This is a genomic window from Pusillimonas sp. T2, assembly GCF_002236805.1.
Lineage (GTDB): Bacteria > Pseudomonadota > Gammaproteobacteria > Burkholderiales > Burkholderiaceae_B > Neopusillimonas.
On record NZ_NIQA01000008.1, the window covers coordinates 106,759 to 122,574 of the forward strand.

At 56.0% G+C, this 15,816-nt stretch carries 18 protein-coding genes; 8 read left to right on the plus strand and 10 right to left on the minus strand.

Features of this window, described 5'->3' with window-relative positions:
* Window positions 1-1,596, minus strand: a complete 1,596-nt coding sequence (locus tag PuT2_RS12540; RefSeq protein WP_093971325.1) for a hypothetical protein — start codon at window positions 1,594-1,596, stop codon at window positions 1-3.
* On the minus strand, window positions 1,593-2,501 hold the full coding sequence (locus PuT2_RS15855) for a TcpQ domain-containing protein (protein WP_093971326.1): 909 nt from the start codon (window positions 2,499-2,501) through the stop codon (window positions 1,593-1,595). Before PuT2_RS15855 ends, PuT2_RS12540 begins: the two co-directional genes overlap by 4 nt.
* 439 nt (window positions 2,502-2,940) lie before the next feature.
* Here PuT2_RS15855 and PuT2_RS12550 point away from each other — a divergent pair, with 439 nt between their 5' ends.
* From PuT2_RS12550 to PuT2_RS12560, 3 genes are all read left to right on the plus strand, one after another.
* Entirely contained in the window at window positions 2,941-3,222 is a 282-nt protein-coding gene (locus PuT2_RS12550) for a hypothetical protein (RefSeq protein WP_093971327.1), read from the plus strand.
* A 76-nt stretch (window positions 3,223-3,298) separates the two neighbouring features.
* Window positions 3,299-3,496 (plus strand): hypothetical protein, encoded by a 198-nt coding sequence (locus PuT2_RS12555; RefSeq protein ID WP_093971328.1) that lies wholly within the window; start codon window positions 3,299-3,301, stop codon window positions 3,494-3,496.
* A 66-nt stretch (window positions 3,497-3,562) separates the two neighbouring features.
* Window positions 3,563-3,928 carry a hypothetical protein gene (locus PuT2_RS12560; RefSeq protein ID WP_093971367.1) on the plus strand — a complete coding sequence of 122 codons (366 nt, stop codon included), beginning with the start codon at window positions 3,563-3,565 and terminating at the stop codon, window positions 3,926-3,928.
* 49 nt (window positions 3,929-3,977) lie between these two features.
* On the opposite strand, the gene purB is transcribed toward PuT2_RS12560, so the two are convergent.
* Window positions 3,978-5,354 carry an adenylosuccinate lyase gene (purB, locus tag PuT2_RS12565; protein WP_093971329.1) on the minus strand — a complete coding sequence of 459 codons (1,377 nt, stop codon included), beginning with the start codon at window positions 5,352-5,354 and terminating at the stop codon, window positions 3,978-3,980.
* A gap of 174 nt (window positions 5,355-5,528) precedes the next feature.
* On the opposite strand from purB, the gene PuT2_RS12570 reads away from it, so the two are divergent.
* Complete coding sequence (locus PuT2_RS12570; protein WP_093971330.1) at window positions 5,529-6,143, plus strand: glutathione S-transferase; 615 nt, start codon at window positions 5,529-5,531, stop codon at window positions 6,141-6,143.
* A gap of 132 nt (window positions 6,144-6,275) precedes the next feature.
* Here PuT2_RS12570 and mnmA read toward each other — a convergent pair whose 3' ends face one another.
* Both mnmA and aroG read right to left on the minus strand, forming a co-directional pair.
* Window positions 6,276-7,394 carry a tRNA 2-thiouridine(34) synthase MnmA gene (gene mnmA / locus PuT2_RS12575; RefSeq protein WP_093971331.1) on the minus strand — a complete coding sequence of 373 codons (1,119 nt, stop codon included), beginning with the start codon at window positions 7,392-7,394 and terminating at the stop codon, window positions 6,276-6,278.
* A gap of 16 nt (window positions 7,395-7,410) precedes the next feature.
* Window positions 7,411-8,487 carry a 3-deoxy-7-phosphoheptulonate synthase AroG gene (aroG, locus tag PuT2_RS12580; RefSeq protein ID WP_093971332.1) on the minus strand — a complete coding sequence of 359 codons (1,077 nt, stop codon included), beginning with the start codon at window positions 8,485-8,487 and terminating at the stop codon, window positions 7,411-7,413.
* 285 nt (window positions 8,488-8,772) lie between these two features.
* On the opposite strand from aroG, the gene ehuB reads away from it, so the two are divergent.
* Genes ehuB through ehuA form a run of 4 tightly spaced genes read left to right on the plus strand, consistent with a single transcriptional unit; the run spans window position 8,773 to window position 11,752 of the window.
* Window positions 8,773-9,627 carry an ectoine/hydroxyectoine ABC transporter substrate-binding protein EhuB gene (ehuB, locus tag PuT2_RS12585; RefSeq protein ID WP_093971333.1) on the plus strand — a complete coding sequence of 285 codons (855 nt, stop codon included), beginning with the start codon at window positions 8,773-8,775 and terminating at the stop codon, window positions 9,625-9,627.
* Entirely contained in the window at window positions 9,624-10,280 is a 657-nt protein-coding gene (ehuC, locus tag PuT2_RS12590; RefSeq protein ID WP_123660215.1) for an ectoine/hydroxyectoine ABC transporter permease subunit EhuC, read from the plus strand. Before ehuB ends, ehuC begins: the two co-directional genes overlap by 4 nt.
* An 18-nt stretch (window positions 10,281-10,298) precedes the next feature.
* Window positions 10,299-10,991 (plus strand): ectoine/hydroxyectoine ABC transporter permease subunit EhuD, encoded by a 693-nt coding sequence (ehuD, locus tag PuT2_RS12595; RefSeq protein WP_093971335.1) that lies wholly within the window; start codon window positions 10,299-10,301, stop codon window positions 10,989-10,991.
* A complete protein-coding gene (gene ehuA / locus PuT2_RS12600; RefSeq protein WP_093971336.1) occupies window positions 10,988-11,752 on the plus strand; it encodes an ectoine/hydroxyectoine ABC transporter ATP-binding protein EhuA in 765 nt (254 codons plus the stop codon). Before ehuD ends, ehuA begins: the two co-directional genes overlap by 4 nt.
* Window positions 11,753-11,814: 62 nt before the next feature.
* On the opposite strand, the gene thpD is transcribed toward ehuA, so the two are convergent.
* From thpD to PuT2_RS12625, 5 genes are all read right to left on the minus strand, one after another.
* Window positions 11,815-12,735 (minus strand): ectoine hydroxylase, encoded by a 921-nt coding sequence (thpD, locus tag PuT2_RS12605; protein ID WP_093971337.1) that lies wholly within the window; start codon window positions 12,733-12,735, stop codon window positions 11,815-11,817.
* Window positions 12,736-12,754: 19 nt separating this feature from the next.
* On the minus strand, window positions 12,755-13,153 hold the full coding sequence (locus tag PuT2_RS12610; protein WP_093971338.1) for an ectoine synthase: 399 nt from the start codon (window positions 13,151-13,153) through the stop codon (window positions 12,755-12,757).
* On the minus strand, window positions 13,150-14,457 hold the full coding sequence (ectB, locus tag PuT2_RS12615) for a diaminobutyrate--2-oxoglutarate transaminase (RefSeq protein WP_093971368.1): 1,308 nt from the start codon (window positions 14,455-14,457) through the stop codon (window positions 13,150-13,152). Before ectB ends, PuT2_RS12610 begins: the two co-directional genes overlap by 4 nt.
* Window positions 14,458-14,593: 136 nt before the next feature.
* Window positions 14,594-15,133: a diaminobutyrate acetyltransferase gene (gene ectA, locus PuT2_RS12620; RefSeq protein ID WP_254047003.1), complete on the minus strand. Its 540-nt coding sequence runs from the start codon at window positions 15,131-15,133 to the stop codon at window positions 14,594-14,596.
* Window positions 15,134-15,141: 8 nt separating this feature from the next.
* Window positions 15,142-15,687, minus strand: coding sequence for a MarR family winged helix-turn-helix transcriptional regulator (locus PuT2_RS12625; RefSeq protein ID WP_093971369.1), 546 nt, complete (start codon window positions 15,685-15,687; stop codon window positions 15,142-15,144).
* Window positions 15,688-15,816 lie beyond the last annotated feature (129 nt).

A 15,816-nucleotide genomic window follows, 5' to 3' on the forward strand; every position in this document is an offset into this window, starting at 1 on the left:
CTAGAACCCCTCCTCGACTTGCGCCGTAATGACTATGACCGTTTTGATCTGCTGTTGCGCGGCACGGTCGCTACCCCCAAGCAACATCGGCATACCCGGATTAAGTCGACGTGTATCGAGCTCGTGCTGCCCCCGATCAAAACCCGACACCAGCAAAGGCTGCCCTGGCTGCAAAACAAGTTGCTGAACCGTACCGTTTCCATCAATGGTGACCTGCTGCAGCTGCAAGGGATTGCGTGCGTCGCCGAACGTGACGGACTTGATGGGTTGCGCCACAGTGTTGTCGTAGGCCAATGACAATAAAATCTGACCGTTTTCCTGCGCATCAGGGATCAAGGTCAATAACGAACCCACCGTTTCTTCTTTCTGACTGACCGACACCGTGGGTAAACTGCTTTCTAACCCCTGCCCCAAGGCCGTGGTTTGAACTTTGTCGATATAAGAGAACGTCGTACGCACCGCATGCGTGACCGGACGTCGATTCAGTGTCAACACCGGAACGCTGCTGCGTCTGACTACCTGCCCCACCTGACCAAGCGCCCTGATCATGGCCTCGGAACCTTTGAACGGCCCTTCGGCAAGCGACACCCCCAGGCTGGCCGCGTCGGTCACAACAGAGCCAGCAGAAGCGACTGTCGCCGCCATTCGGGCACTCGTAAAGACCAGATCCCAGTCCATCCCGGCTTCTGCCGTCTCTTTGGTGACCAGCGTTATCTCTTCAAAGACCAATCTGATACGACGGGTCAGCGCCAGATTCTCCTGATCAAGATAAGCGGCAATGCGCTGCAATACTTCGGGTGTATCGGTGACCACCACCAGCGCGCTGGCGCCCTCTTGTGCTACAGCAACGCCGGCACGGCTCAAAAAGGGCTCGAGACGCGCCTTCACGACGTCCATCACACCAATTTGCTCGCTTTGCAGCCGTGTGCTTGAAGTGCTGGAAAAGCCCTGATCCTGACCACTTCGGTTGGCCCCCAAAGACGCCTCGGACTGAGCCGCCTGCGTCAACGCGCGGATGTTGAATACCCGCGTCTCGGTTCGATAAAACTCAATACGGCCCTGCGCATAGCGCCAATACACCCCGAGTGTGGCGGCAACGCTGTCAAGAATGGCTGACAACGGCTGTGCCTCGCCATCCAGACGCATTGAGGACTCAGGGAGCACCACGACCGACTGACCCGCTGCATCGCTACCGGCCAAACGCGGTGAAAACCGGTCAAGCGACCAGAGCGCTTCGGGTCGTACATGCACAGGAATCCCGGTCGCGGCGGTGATCCGACGCGCGATCACCGGCAAAGGTCGCGGCTCGGCGGTGAAGATAAGCGTGGTTTTAACGTTGGCCCGCAATGCCACCGGCAAGGTTAACTCGCGGGAAAGCGGCAGCGGTTTACCCACCAACCACGGACGATCGACATGCTGAGCCGAGCGGCGCACATCGGCGTCGCTCAGTTGCGCGGCAAACGCGCGTTGTCGCTGGTCGATGCTGTCGCCCGCCTCTACAACACGCTGTGATATCTCGCGTAACCTTTCTTGCAGCGCGCATCCGGCAAGCAGCGCCCCGAAGGCCAACACCGCAGCAAACTTGAGCCAGATCATGATTGCCCTGCCGCCGCACGGGTACGATCACAGGCCTGCGCGTAAGGCACGATGCGCAGTACACGATTGGAGTAGAAGCACGGCTGCAACGGCTTAACCGCTAGTTCTGTGCTGCCAACCAAAGCCTGCACCGCTTCGACAAACGGCACATCAAAACTTGCCGAGCCAGTAATCGGTATATCGACATCTACCATCCAGTGCTCTGGGGCGAAGTCCCAACCCGCCTGCGCAGCCCAACGCGCCAGGGCCTGGCGCAGCGTGCCGTCGGATCGCCCCACGACAAACGCCGGGGAAAACGAGGTTGCCGGGCCCGACCCTGGTTCGAGCTGAGACGCCACGGGCGGTTGCTGGGGCGGCTTGGGCGGCGGCGATACAGGAGGCGTAAGCGGCAATGGCGGGGGTATAGGCATAGGCGGCGGTAATGGCGCACCATGCGCAACCGAATGACCCGCGTCGTCGCCATCGACGATCGCTTCGACACCTGCCGACGTTGCCCTATCGTCATCTCGACGAGCAAAAGCTTGCAAATGCCCGCCACGAATCACCAACAACGCCGGCACTTCGTCAATGACGAGGTAATCGCCCTGGCGCCGGGGTGTTAACAAACGATCGCCGACGACGCCGTGTTGCAGTGCCTGTTTAAGAGAGCGAGCAAACAATGCAGGTACCGGGCTCCCGGCACCAAACTGCAGCCAGACATTGCTGCCGTTATCGAATACCTGCAAGGGCGCAATATTGCGGTCCCCCGACAACGCCCAACCAAAATGAAACTGCCCCCTGGCCACGACGGCAGTATCCTGTGCACCGGTCGGCTCAAGCGACTTAAATGCCGTTTGCAGGTCAGGAAACTGGGCGCACCCAGCCAGCAGCAGCATCGGCAAATACAAGGTTCGCTTCTTTCCCATTCAGGCTACTCCTACCCGGGGAACACCCCCATTGAACATAGGCGTATGCTGCCGCCTGGGCGAGGTCTCAAAAAGCCCGGGTTGTACGCATGGCTTGATTCGACCCGCGTCGGCACAACTAAAAAATAATAAAAAATTGTTATTTTTCAGTTACTTAATTTTTATCAGCCATACAAAATCAACGTCGGAATGGCCCGTAATACGAGGCAAAAGTATCCGCCACGAAACATTACATTTGGCAACACACAAGCAAGAACGATTTTGCTACCCTTCAGTTGCCTGACCAGAAGTCGTTTCATCCGCTGCGACCCACGTGCCACCGGCTACCCATAATCAATATCCAAAAGCCTGCACTTCCTGGTCGTCCAAAAGCCTTTAAGTTGCACACGGCGATTTGCCGATCGGCATACCGTCGTGCCAACTGCACAGGAGACAAACCATGAATGAAACTCTCGACCTGTTCTGGGGGCGTGCCCTTAAAATTGCGCGCCACTACGACACCGACGGCCTGATCTTTGCCGACTTGACCGGCATGGCCGATGATTTTTCGGCCAGCTTCCACGAAGCGATTGCCGATACCCCCGAAGACAAACGTCAGCACGCAATTGCGGCGCTTCAAACCAAGCTGAACGATGCCGGTAGCAGCGACCGCTATCCCGGCCGTTGCAACGAAGCATTTACAGAGCTGGCCGCCAGCCTGAATCGCATTCCCATTTACTGACAACACCGGGTGTGGCAGCCTTTGTGGCTGCCACACAACTTGACCACCACAATCCCCCCGCGACTAGAATAGCGGTATGAAAATCGCAATTATTCTGGTCAGTATTCTTTCAATGGCCCTAACCATTGGCTGGCACTTAAGAAAACAGAACAGCAGCCCAGGCCGCCTTTCTTTCAGACAAAAACTCAATATTGTCATGACCAGTCTGGTCATCGGCATTGTCGTGTATTTCGGGCTGTTGCTTGCCGCCCTGGCCTGGATGGCCCTGCGCTGACAAGGCGCTCCCTCGTACCAACCGCTACAATGAGCGTTGGCAATCTTTACTACAGCGTGTGCAATTTTGAATCAGACACAAACCGAGAACTGGGGTTTTTTGCACCCCGAATGCTTTGGCGACAAGGCCTTGCTGTTTTTCAGCTGGGATCTGGCCAAGACCATCGAACAACAATTCCGTCTGCATGCAGAATCAAGCCTTGGTATTCAACTGACCGAGGCACAAAAGGCCGTCGATCGTCTGCTCAAGCAATATGTGCAAATACAGGCCAACCCGGCTGCATTCGAAGGCCAAAGCATTACGTTAGAACTTGAACAAGACGACAGTGACGGCGAATCAACGCCCATGCTTGCGTTAAAAACATCGCCCGAGCTAGAGGAAAAAATCCTGGCGGCACAGGCCCAAATGCAAAGTTCGCAAAGCGTGAACTAAAAATAAAAATGCCCCCAAGCGGGGGCATTGCGCACTACTGAAGCCAAACTTAAATTTTGCGCGCCAATTCGGCAGCCAGGCCCACGTATGAACGCGGTGTCATGGCCAGCAAACGGGCCTTGGGCTCGGCAGGTAAATCAAGGCCCTGAATAAATTCGGTCAGCCCCTGCTGGTTAATACCCTTGCCGCGAGTAAGCGCCTTCAATTGCTCGTAGGGCTGAGGCAGACCGTAGCGGCGCATCACCGTTTGGACCGGTTCGGCCAAAACTTCCCAGCAATTATCAATATCAGCGTCGATGGCCGCAGCGTTGAGCTCGAGCTTATTCAGCCCACGCAGGCAGGCATCCCAGGCCACAGCGCAGTAACCAAAACCCACCCCAAGATTGCGCAACACAGTCGAGTCGGTCAGGTCGCGTTGCCAACGCGAAACCGGCAGCTTTTCGGACAAATGGCGTAACACGGCGTTGGCTAACCCGATATTGCCCTCGGAATTTTCGAAGTCGATGGGATTAACCTTATGCGGCATGGTCGAAGATCCGACCTCGCCCTCTTTGAGACGCTGCTTGAAATACCCTAGCGAGATATACCCCCAGATGTCGCGATTGAGGTCGAGAATGATGGTGTTGGCCCGAGCGACGGCATCGAACAGCGCCGCCATCCAGTCGTGCGGCTCGATCTGGATGGAGTACGGATTTTGCTCAAGGCCGAGCCCACTCAGTACGCCGGCACTGAAAGCCGGCCAGTCGATTTCGGGGTACGCCGAAATGTGTGCGTTGTAGTTACCGGTAGCACCATTAAGTTTAGCCAGCGGCTGAACAGCAGCGACTGCAGCAATGGCGCGATCGAGACGGGCTACAACGTTTGCGAATTCTTTGCCCATGGTGCTGGGGCTGGCTGGCTGCCCGTGGGTGCGCGACAATAAAGGCTGATCGGCATAGGTATGGGCAAGCTCGCGCAACTTCGCAGCAAGCTCGGTAAGCCGAGGCAACAAGAAACCATCGCGCGCACGTGACAGCATCAGGGCATGCGATGTGTTGTTGATGTCTTCAGACGTGCAGGCAAAATGGATGAACTCGGCGGCTTTGGCCAACTCGGCATCGCCCTCTACTTGCTCTTTCATCCAGTACTCAACGGCTTTGACGTCGTGGTTGGTGACCCTTTCAATGTCCTTGATACGTGCAGCGTCGGCTTCAGAAAAGTTGTCAACCAACGCCTTGAGCTGCGCGCGGGCCGCTTCGCTAAACTTGGGTAGCTCGGGCAAACCGGCGTCTGACAAGCCAATCAGCCAGGCCACCTCGACCTCGACCCGATGCGCCATAAAGCCGGCCTCGGACAGGGTGGCGCGCAACGGGTTACCTTTGGCGGCATAGCGGCCATCAAGCGGCGACAGCGCATTCAATTGACTAAGTTGATCGGCGATTTGCATTACGACTCACGAAGAAAAAAACAAGCCGGGATTTTACCACCCACCCTTTATTGTGGGATATAAGGCACAGAATCTGTCACGAAGCGCCGTCGTCCCGGCATCCGGCCTTTGCAGGGGCTGACATCAGCCCCATCCCTGATATACTTTTTGCACCTTCCACTTCAAGATTGCGCCATGAAACTTATCGGTTCGCTGACCAGCCCATACGTACGCAAAGTTCGCATTGTCATGGCCGAGAAAAAGCTCGACTACGAGCTTGTGCTGGAAGATGTCTGGGCGGCCGACACCAAAATCAAAGAATTCAACCCGCTGGGCAAAGTGCCCTGTTTAGTCACCGACGACGGCGGCAGCATTTTCGATTCTCGCGTCATTGTCGAATACCTCGATACGCTTTCGCCGGTGGGACGCTTGCTACCGCAAGCCGGGCGCGATCGCACGGCCACCAAGTGCTGGGAAGCCATCGCCGACGGCCTGCTCGATGCGGGCGTCACCATTGTGGCCGAGGGGCGTCGCCCCGAGCACCTGCGCAGCGAAGACTGGATACAGCGCCAGCGCGGCAAGATCACATCGGCGCTGGCCTCTATGGAGCGCAGCCTGGGCCCAAATAGTTATTGCATGGGGGTCAATCTCAGCTTGGCCGACGTTGCAGTAGGCTGTGCCCTGGGTTTTCTCGACTTCCGTATGCCCGACCTTAACTGGCGCGACACCTACCCGCATCTGGCTGCACTTTACGCAAAACTCCTGACGCGGCCGTCATTTTCAACGACTATCCCCAAATTACCTTCGTAGGTTTCACGCTCGGTGTAAGCTGAACACCGCTCGACTCAAACGCAAAAGGCCCGGTATTACCCGGGCCTTTTGCGTTTCTAACGTTCGGCACTTTACATACGGCACGACACACAGACCACGCCAACATCGGCGTCAGAGGATGATCCCGCCCCCCAGACACACATCGCCATCGTACAAAACCGCCGACTGCCCCGGCGTAATCGCCCATTGCGCATCGTCAAAATGCAGCTCAAAACGACCGTCGTCGGTTGCCGAATTGAGCACGCAGGCGGCATCGGCCTGCCGGTAGCGCGTTTTGGCCCCATAAGCACCGGCTACGGGTGCATGGCCCGCAACCCAACTGGCATCTTGCGCCTGCAAGGTGCTCTGCAGCAACCAGGGGTGATCATGCCCCTGAACCACATACAACACATTGTTTTCAAGGTCTTTGCGTGCGGTGTACCAGGCCTGCGCCGTACCATCGTCGCTCTGGTGCCCCTTAACACCGCCAATGCCCAAGCCCTTGCGTTGCCCCAGCGTATAAAACGCCAGCCCCTGATGGCGTCCGATGGTTTTAGCATCGGGTGTTTTGATAGGGCCCGGCTGTGTTGGCAAATATCGGTTAAGAAACTCGCGAAATGGACGCTCACCTATAAAGCATATGCCGGTGGAGTCTTTTTTGGCTGCGTTAGGCAGGCCCAACTGCTGTGCGATTTCACGCACTTGAGTTTTAGGGATCTCGCCCAACGGAAACAAAGTTTTCGACAACTGGGCCTGATTCAGACGATGCAGGAAATAGCTTTGATCTTTGGTGTGATCGAGCGCCTTAAGCAGCTGCCACTGCGGGCCGCCGGCACCCTGCACCTCGCGAACGCGCGCGTAGTGCCCCGTGGCAATACGTTCAGCCCCCAACGACATGGCATGATCGAGGAACGCCTTGAACTTGATTTCGGCGTTGCACAAGACATCGGGGTTAGGCGTGCGCCCGGCAGAGTACTCGCGCAAGAACTCGGCAAACACCCTATCTTTGTACTCGGCGGCGAAGTTGACGGCCTCGATTTCAATACCCAGCAAATCGGCCACACTGGCGGCGTCGATCCAGTCTTGCCGCGACGAGCAATATTCGGAGTCGTCGTCATCTTCCCAGTTTTTCATGAATAGACCGACGACTTCGTAGCCTTGCTGCTTAAGCAACCAGGCAGATACCGAGGAGTCAACCCCACCTGACATACCGATGACAACACGCCCCTTCGAGGCAGACTGTTCTGACATGCAATAAAACCTTTGATTAGCTGTCGAGTGAGCTAGCGACAGCCTCGCGACGTTTTTTTACCGCCATAGCGAGGCGCTCGAGCATGCGCACGGAGGAGTCCCAATCGACACAGCCGTCGGTAATACTCTGGCCATAGACCAGGGGCTGCCCGGCCACCAGATCTTGCCGTCCCTCGACCAGATGGCTTTCGATCATCACACCAAACAGGCGCTCGTCGCCGGCTTCCATTTGACGAGCGACGTCGTCGATGACCGCCGGTTGATTGCGGTAATCTTTATTGCTGTTGGCGTGGCTGGCGTCAATCATGATGCGCGGACGCAAGCCCGACTTGGCCAGTACGGCAGACGTCTCTTCAACGCTGGCCGCATCGTAGTTGGGCTGCTTGCCGCCGCGCAAAATGACGTGGCAGTCTTCGTTGCCCGCCGTAGACACAATAGCCGAATGCCCACCTTTGGTGACCGACAAGAAATGATGAGATTGCGAGGCTGCCTTGATAGCATCAACAGCAATCTTGATGTTGCCGTCCGTCCCGTTCTTGAAACCTACCGGGCACGACAGCCCCGACGCCAACTCGCGGTGAACCTGACTTTCGGTGGTACGGGCGCCAATCGCGCCCCAAGAAACCAGGTCGGCAATATATTGCGGCGTAATCATGTCAAGGAACTCGCAGCCAGCAGGCAAACCCAGGCTATTGACCTGCAACAGCAATTCGCGTGCCGTACGCAAACCCAGGTTGATGTTGAAACTGCCATCCAAGCCCGGATCGTTGATCAACCCTTTCCAGCCCACCGTCGTGCGAGGCTTCTCGAAATATACGCGCATGATGATTTCGAGCTCGCTGCTGAAACGATCGCGCTGCGCCTTCAAGCGCCCCGCGTATTCCAGGGCGGCATCTACATTGTGAATCGAGCAGGGCCCAATCACCACGACCAGGCGGTCATCGGTGCCATGCAAGACATTATGGATAGCCGTCCGTGCAGCGAAAACGGTCGACGAGACTGCTTCGGTGGCAGCAAACTCGCGCATGATGTGCGCGGGCGGGCTGAGCTCCTTGATTTCTCGGATACGTAGATCATCGGTGTTGTAAGGCACTTGCGACTCCTGAATGGTACAAAAAAAGCCGCCTAGCGACGCTGGCGGCTTTTTGGGAATTTTGTTTGCTACGAGGTAATACGTTTCTTCCCTTCCCCCACCAGACGTGTCGGAAAAGTAAAAAAATAAAAGAAGAAAAAGTTCGTAGCACGGTACATAGGCGCCTATCCTAGCACAAGAACAGCCCGATCCGCAACGATTTATTAATTTGTACACGAATGATTATATGCGCTATGATTTTTCTTCGCATCATTGATGATGAAATCATAAAAAGAAGAGGATCACATGCCAACATTCAATCACGTTGTGCGCCGCCTGGCCGCAGTTGCCGTGCTTTCGGTTTGGGCTCTACCCGCCCAAAGTGACACCCTGACTCAAATTCGCGAGCGCGGCACGATCCGAATTGCGATCGCTAACGAAATACCCTATGGCTACGCCGACCTCTCGGGTGAGGCCAAAGGTGCCGGGCCGGATGTCGCCAGACACATCGCCAAAGCCTTGGGAATTGAAAACATCAAATGGGAGACGGCCAGTTTCAGTGCGCTCATTCCGGGCTTGAAAGCCGGCCGATTCGATATGGTCGCGGCCGAAATGGCCGTTTTGCCGCAGCGTTGTCAGCAAGTGTTGTTTTCGGAACCAAACACCTCGTATGGTGAAGGCCTGCTGGTTGCTCAAGGCAACCCAAAAGGGCTCAACAGCTTCGAGCAGTTCAGCCAGCCCGGCATGAAGGTAGCCATTATGTCAGGCGCCGACCAGCTTGAAATGCTCCAGGCACTGGGCGTGCCCGAAGCAAACATGGTGACTATTGCCAATAACGCCGACGCAATCTCAACAGTCTCGACGGGGCGCGCCGATGCCTACGCCGCTACCAGCCTTACCGTAACTGAGCTGGCCGCCAAAAGCGATAAAGTAGAACAAGCCGCCGATTTTTCCGATCCGATGATTGACGGTTCGCCAGTACGGAGTTGGGGCGCATTTACCTTTGCGCAAGGCGCTGGGTCGCTGCAGCAGGCCGTCAACGAAGCGCTAGCAGCCTTCAAAAAAACCGATGAATGGCAAGCTATCTTGCGCAACAATGGCTTCTCGAAAGCCGACATCGAGCAGTCTACCCAACGAACGACGCAACAGCTGTGTTCATAAGCTACTTGCCGCCGCTGCTTGAGGGGGCATGGGTCACCGCCCAGTTGGCGATCTACTCTACCCTGTTAGGCGCATTGCTGTCTTTTACGCTGGGCATAGGACGTGTTTCCGAAAAAGCCTGGCTGCGCCTGCCCAGTATCGCCGTCATTGAGCTGTTTCGAGGCACATCGCTTCTGGTGCAGCTGTTCTGGATTTACTTCGCCTTGCCTCTGCTGGGCGAATTTGTAGGCCTAGACCTGCGGCTTGACCCTATGCTGGCGGGCACTACCGCCCTGGCGCTTAACATCGGTGCCTATGGCGCCGAGGTGGTACGTGGCGCGCTGCAATCAGTTTCGAAAGAACAACATGAAGCAGCGCGAGCGCTGAACTTTACAGAGCGCCAGAAACTGTGGCGTATCTGCCTGCCCCAAGCCCTGCCTGAAATGATGCCCAGTTTTGGCAACCTGGCCATCCAGAACCTCAAAGACACCGCGTTGGTGTCACTGATCAGCCTGGGCGATCTGGCGTTTCGGGCCGAGCAAATTCGCAATTTCACCCAAGACAGCACAACGGTTTATACCTTATTGCTGTTCATGTACTTTGGCATGGCGCTGATGCTGGCTGCGTTGATGAAACTGCTGGCGCGCCATGTTGGCCGCTGGCGCCATTCATAACGACGCAAAGGACACCCCATGCTGTTTGGCCTTGAATGGAACACCGACTCAAACTGGCTCTTCGCCGCATCGATTTTGCCCATTTTGTTGCAAGGTCTTTGGGTGACCCTGCAAGCAACAGTTATCGGGTTTGGACTGGCCGCTTTATTTGGCCTGCTGCTCGCCGGCTTAAAAAGCGCGCCCTGGCGCCTTGTGTCGTGGCCCGCCCGATTCATCAGCGAGTTTCTGCGCGACACCCCGCTGCTGATCCAGCTGTTCTTTTTGTACTACGTATTACCCGACTACGGCATTGTGCTCCCTGCGTTCATGACAGGCGCCCTGGCACTAGGCCTGCAATACAGCGCCTATACATCCGAAGTGTATCGGGCGGGCATTGAAGCCGTACCTCGCGGCCAGCACGAAGCTGCCAAGGCACTTGATTTTTCCCGCCGTCACACCTTTCGCGTCATCGTCTTGCCGCAAGCCATTCCCAGAATCATTCCGGCGCTGGGCAACTACCTAGTGTCCATCATGAAAGACGTCCCGCTGCTATCGGTGGTGTCGGTGTTGGAGATGCTCAATGTGGCAAAGATTATCGGCGACCGCACGTTCAACTATTTGATACCGCTGTCCATGGTGGGTGGGCTTTACCTCCTCATGACACTCGTCGCTGCCGCCGGCATTCGCGTCCTGGACCAACGCCTGCCCCAACAAGGGATACCGTTACGATGAACAACCCCATCATTCAATTTGAAAACGTCATCAAACAGTTCGGCGAAACTCGCGTCCTGAATGGCCTGAACCTGACAATCGAGGCTGGCGAAAAAGTAACGATCATCGGCCCTTCGGGCTCGGGCAAGTCCACCGTCTTGCGCATTCTCATGACACTCGAACCCATTGATTCGGGCGTTGTTTACGTAGCCGGCCAGCCGCTCTGGCACGAACAAAAAGCCGGTGCGCTGGTACCCGCATCAGCCAGACACCTGCACGACATGCGCAAACATATGGGTATGGTGTTTCAACAGTTCAATCTATTTCCGCATATGACGGTGCGCCGTAACCTGACTGAAGCCCCAGTCCATGTGCTGGGGTTGTCCAGGCACGAAGCCAACGAACGTGCCGAACACTACCTGGCGCTGGTTGGGCTGACAGATCATGCCGACAAATTCCCTCGCCAACTTTCAGGCGGCCAACAGCAGCGCGTGGCGATCGCCCGCGCACTCGCCATGAAGCCGCGCATCATGCTTTTCGACGAGCCCACCTCGGCGCTAGACCCAGAGCTGGTCGGCGAGGTACTGCAGGTTATTCAACGATTAGCCAGCGAAGACGATCTGACATTGCTGCTGGTGACCCACGAAATGCAATTTGCCCGCGAGATCTCTGATCGGGTTGTGTTCTTCGACAAAGGCGAAATTGTCGAAGAGGGCGACCCCGAAACCTTGTTTACTACGCCCTCTGAAGCACGGACTCGAGCCTTCCTGAAGCTGGCGTAAAAAAAGCGTTGCGAAAGCACACGCTTTCACAACGCCAAACAAACCATCAACGCCTTCGCCGGTCAGATAGCGGCTACCTTGGCTTCGAGTGGCTCGAGAGGAACAAATTTTTTGCGGGTAGCAATATATTCGGGGCGCGGATTAAGGCCATTTTTGGGCGCCTCGAGCGTGTTTTCGATGCTGTTGTACACCATGAACACATTGGCACGCGGCCACGGGGATATGTTGCTGGCCGACCCGTGCATGGTGTTGCAATCAAAAAAGATGACTGAACCCGCTTGCGCAGTCGCGGCCTCAATACCGCCCTGCTCAACCAACAACTGCAGACTGATGGGATCGGGCACACCGAACTCTTGCTTTTTTAATGACTGCTTGTAATGGTTCTTGGGGGTTTCGCCCTGGCAGGCAATAAACTGCTGGTGCGAACTAGGCACAAGCATCAAGGGGCCATTGCACTCATTATTGTCGGTCAGCAACACCGAACAGCTTAAGGCCCGCATGCGCGGCATGCCGTCTTCCACATGCCAGGTTTCGAAGTCAGAGTGCCAATAGAACTCTTTACCTTTGAAACCGGGCTTAAGGTTTGCCCGCGACTGGTGAATATAAACCTCAGACCCCAGCACCTGACGCGCCACATGGATAAGACGCGGATCGCGCGCCAGCCTGGACGCCATGTCGCTCAGCTCGTGCATCCGGAAGATCGAGCGTACAGCGTCACTGCCGGGCTCGGTAATGGCTTCGTCCAACTTCACGATGTCGGGGTCTTCGCTCATACGCTTGACCTCGGCCAGCATAGCCTGCACTTCGTCCGGGCCGAATACGTCGTGCAACACGATGAATCCGTCCCGGGCATAGGCTTCAAGCTGCGCGTCGGACAATGCCTGGGCGTAGGTGCCCCGCGCATAAACGACAGGGTCCTGGCGCGCAATAATGGCTGACGTATTGGCATCACGCGAAGAATATATATCTTGTAGTGTTGTCATACAGTCCTCCTGGAATAAATCAAACCGCGTCGGCGACCTCGGCAGGGTACACGCCGTCGGCGTCGTGCACTTCTTTGCCGGTAATGGGCGGGTTGAACACACAAATCACGCGCAAGGGTTCTTTGCCGCCACGCAACCAGTGTTCGTCGTGCTGGTCTAGCGCGTAGACAACGCCCGGGCCAAGCGCATACTTTTTGCCGTCAGCGATGGTTTCGATTTCGCCGTCGCCCTCAACGCACCACACCGCCTCCAGGTGGTTCTTGTAGTGGATGTGTGTTTCGGTGCCGGGAAAGATAATCGTTTCGTGAAACGAAAACCCCATCCCGTCTTTCTTGAGCAAGACACGGCGGCTGAGCCAGTTCTCGGTGACCACTTCCTGGTCAGTCCCAATTACATCTTTAACGTTCTTGACGATCATCGACGTTTACCTCCAAATTTCAAAACTTTTGCACTGACACCGCGGGCCTCAAATACTTCAGCCACGCTACGCTCGATAATTTCGAGCCCCTTCTTAAGCTGCTCTTCTTCGATAGTGAGCGCGGGCAACAACTTAAGAACCTCGTCATTGGCGCCCGATGTTTCAATCACTAGGCCATGCTCGAACGCCTTGGCAGAAATGGCATTGGCAAGGTCGTCATCGGCCGGGGTAACCAACCCTTGAATCAAGCCGCGGCCACGAACGCTTAGACCTGCTGAGGGATAGCTTTGAACAATGCTTTCCAGACGGTCACGTACTATTTCAGCCTTTCGGCCAACCTCTTTTTCAAAGCGGTTATCAGCCCAATAGCTATCGAGAGCTTGAGCTGCGGTAACAAACGCAAGGTTGTTGCCGCGGAAAGTGCCGCTGTGAGAACCAGGCTTCCAGACGTCAAGCTCGGGCTTCATCAGCACAAGCGACATCGGCAGACCAAAACCGGACAAAGACTTGGACAAAGTGATGATGTCAGGGCTGATGCCGACCGAATCAAAACTGAAGAAACTGCCCGTACGGCCACAACCGACCTGAATATCATCGACGATGAGCAACATGTCGTATTTGCGGCAAAGCTTTTCGAGGTCGCGCAACCAGCGTTGGGTTGCCACATTGACACCACCCTCGCCTTGAACAGTTTCAACGATGACGGCTGCAGGTAAATCCAAACCACTGCTGGGGTCTTCAAGCATGCGCTCGAAGTAATCAATGGTATTGAAGTCGGGGCCCATATAACCGTCGAAAGGCACAAACGTGGTGTTAGCCAACGACACGCCGGCAGCATCACGGAACTTCTGGTTGGCAGTAACCGCCAACGAACCACCACTCACGCCGTGAAAGCCGTGCGTAAAGGCCACCACGTTTTGACGACCCTTGACCAGACGCGCCAACTTGAGCGCAGCCTCAACGGCATTGGTGCCTGTTGGGCCGGTAAACTGCATTTTGTAATCCCAACCACGCGGCTTAAGTAGCACACGCTCGAAGGTTTCCATAAAGTATTTTTTGGCGTCGGTCGCCATATCAAGGCCATGGACCACACCGTCGTCTGCAACGTACTCGATCAGCTTTTCTTTCAGTACGGGGTTATTGTGGCCATAGTTCAAGGTGCCTGCACCAGCGAAAAAGTCGAGATACTCGCGACCTTCCTGATCGAACAGTGCAGACCCCTTTGCTTTGCTAAAGATAACAGGGAAGGACCGGATGTAGCCTCGAACTTCAGACTCCATCCGGTCAAAAATATTTAAATCCATCATTGTGGTTTCCTCTCGATTTTGAAGGGGCATCGCCCAGAAAAATTGAACGACCGGTGACCGGCTTTCTTATTAATGAAGTGAAACATTGCCTGGCGGCCATGGCGGCCTGACTGGCAGGGGCGCAGTCCCTGCCCTAACCCGACAAGGCCAAGGGCCCTAAACGAAGCAGTCTTTCTTCTTCGTGGGTGTGTTCGCCAAAATGGTGTGTTTCGAATAGCGCAGATTCGTTAATTTGGGTTTTAAGACGCCGGGCCAGCGAGCCAAACATGCCACGCGAAGCTGCATTGTCGGGACCAACAGTGGTTTCGATAAACCGAACCCCGGACAATGAAGGGCGGTCGAGCAAAGACCGGAGCATGGCGCCCCCGAGGCCCAACCCGCGGGCACTTTCGTGTACTGCCACCTGCCAGACAAACAAGACGTCGGGCGAGGCGGGCGGCACGTAAGCCGACACAAACCCTTGAAGTTCACCCCCTGGCGCCTGCGCAACAACGCAGGTATCGAGGTGATGATGCGCCAGCAGCAGATACACATACAGCGAATTGACGTCGAGCGGCGGGCAGGCCTGAATCAGGCCATGGATAGCCTTGGCGTCGTCAAGTTGCGGGCGGCGCAAAGCGGGCATAACTTTTGTGTCAGCGACCTCGATGCCTATTGATGAGTCATCTGTCATGACAGGCCTCATTCGACCGCAAGACCGGACTCGGGCAGCGCACCCGTATCGGGCACCTCAAGGATGGGCGAGGCCAACTCTGCTGCGGATTCAGGAGGTGCCACACCGCCGGACTCCATCAGATCGACGATGCGCTCGAGCGACAGGGTAATCGTGGCTTGCTCGAGCTCAGGCAATTCGTTAAGAGCATCGGCCAGCTTTTTCTGCAATGGCGAGGGCGTGCCCTTGGCCAGCGCAATACCGGCCTCGGTGGCCGAAACAAAGACAATACGACGATCTTCGCGGCCGCGCTCGCGCCTTACCAAGCCTTTGTCTTCAAGGCGGTCGAGAATGCCGACGACAGTACTTGCACTGACGTGTACCTCGCGACTGATGGCTGTCGCTGTTAAAGGGCCGTTTTCGACCACAGCGCGCAAACAAATAAGCTGCGGCGCCGTGATGTTGCTGACGGCCGAAAGCTGGCGCGAATGCAGCGCCACCGCACGAGTGATGCGGCGCAGTGCACGTAAGATGCGCAGGTCGTAAGCCTGGATGGTTTCTGGCGTATTCGTCATTGTGCGAAACATTCCAATAAAATTAATTCGTGTAGAAACTATAAGGTCATTAAAGATTTCTGTCAAGGGTAAAAGGTGTTGCCTCAAGGCAAAACAAAGGGCGGCGCCCAAAACCATTTGGACACCGCC